1 pseudogene is annotated in these 438 nt (G+C 69.6%); it reads left to right on the top strand.

Features of this window, described 5'->3' with window-relative positions:
- A pseudogene (locus I6F37_RS40385) lies at nt 1-286 on the top strand (lipoyl synthase); the annotation flags it as partial.
- Nucleotides 287-438: the final 152 nt, after the last annotated feature.

Here is a 438-nt window from a genome sequence, read left to right as displayed (position 1 = left end):
GGTGGTGACCAAATCGGGGCTGATGACCGGCCTGGGCGAGACCCGGGACGAGATGCTGGAGACCTTCGCGACGCTGCGCGAGCACCACGTGCAGGTGCTCACGGTCGGTCAGTACCTGCGCCCGACCCGCAATCACCTGCCGGTGGTCCGCTACTGGCACCCGGACGAGTTCGCCGACCTGGAGCGCGAGGCGTACGCGATGGGGTTCGAGTCGGTGGCCGCCGGGCCGCTGGTGCGCTCGAGCTACCACGCCGAGCAGACTCTCGAGCGGGCCGCCGCTAGGTGACCGCGCAGGCGGTGGGCGGGACTTGATCCCGCTGAAGGACGACATACCCACGCGCCGGTTCCCGGTGCTGACCGTGGCCATAATCGTGGTCTGCACGCTCGTGTACTTCGGGTTCGAGCAGGGCGGGATCGGCCTGGGCGACAGGGGCAACG

This window comes from Bradyrhizobium sp. NBAIM08, from assembly GCF_020193935.1.
Lineage (GTDB): Bacteria > Pseudomonadota > Alphaproteobacteria > Rhizobiales > Xanthobacteraceae > Bradyrhizobium > Bradyrhizobium yuanmingense.
Note: the sequence above shows the minus strand (reverse complement) of the source record. Positions and strands in the feature narration are given on the sequence as shown.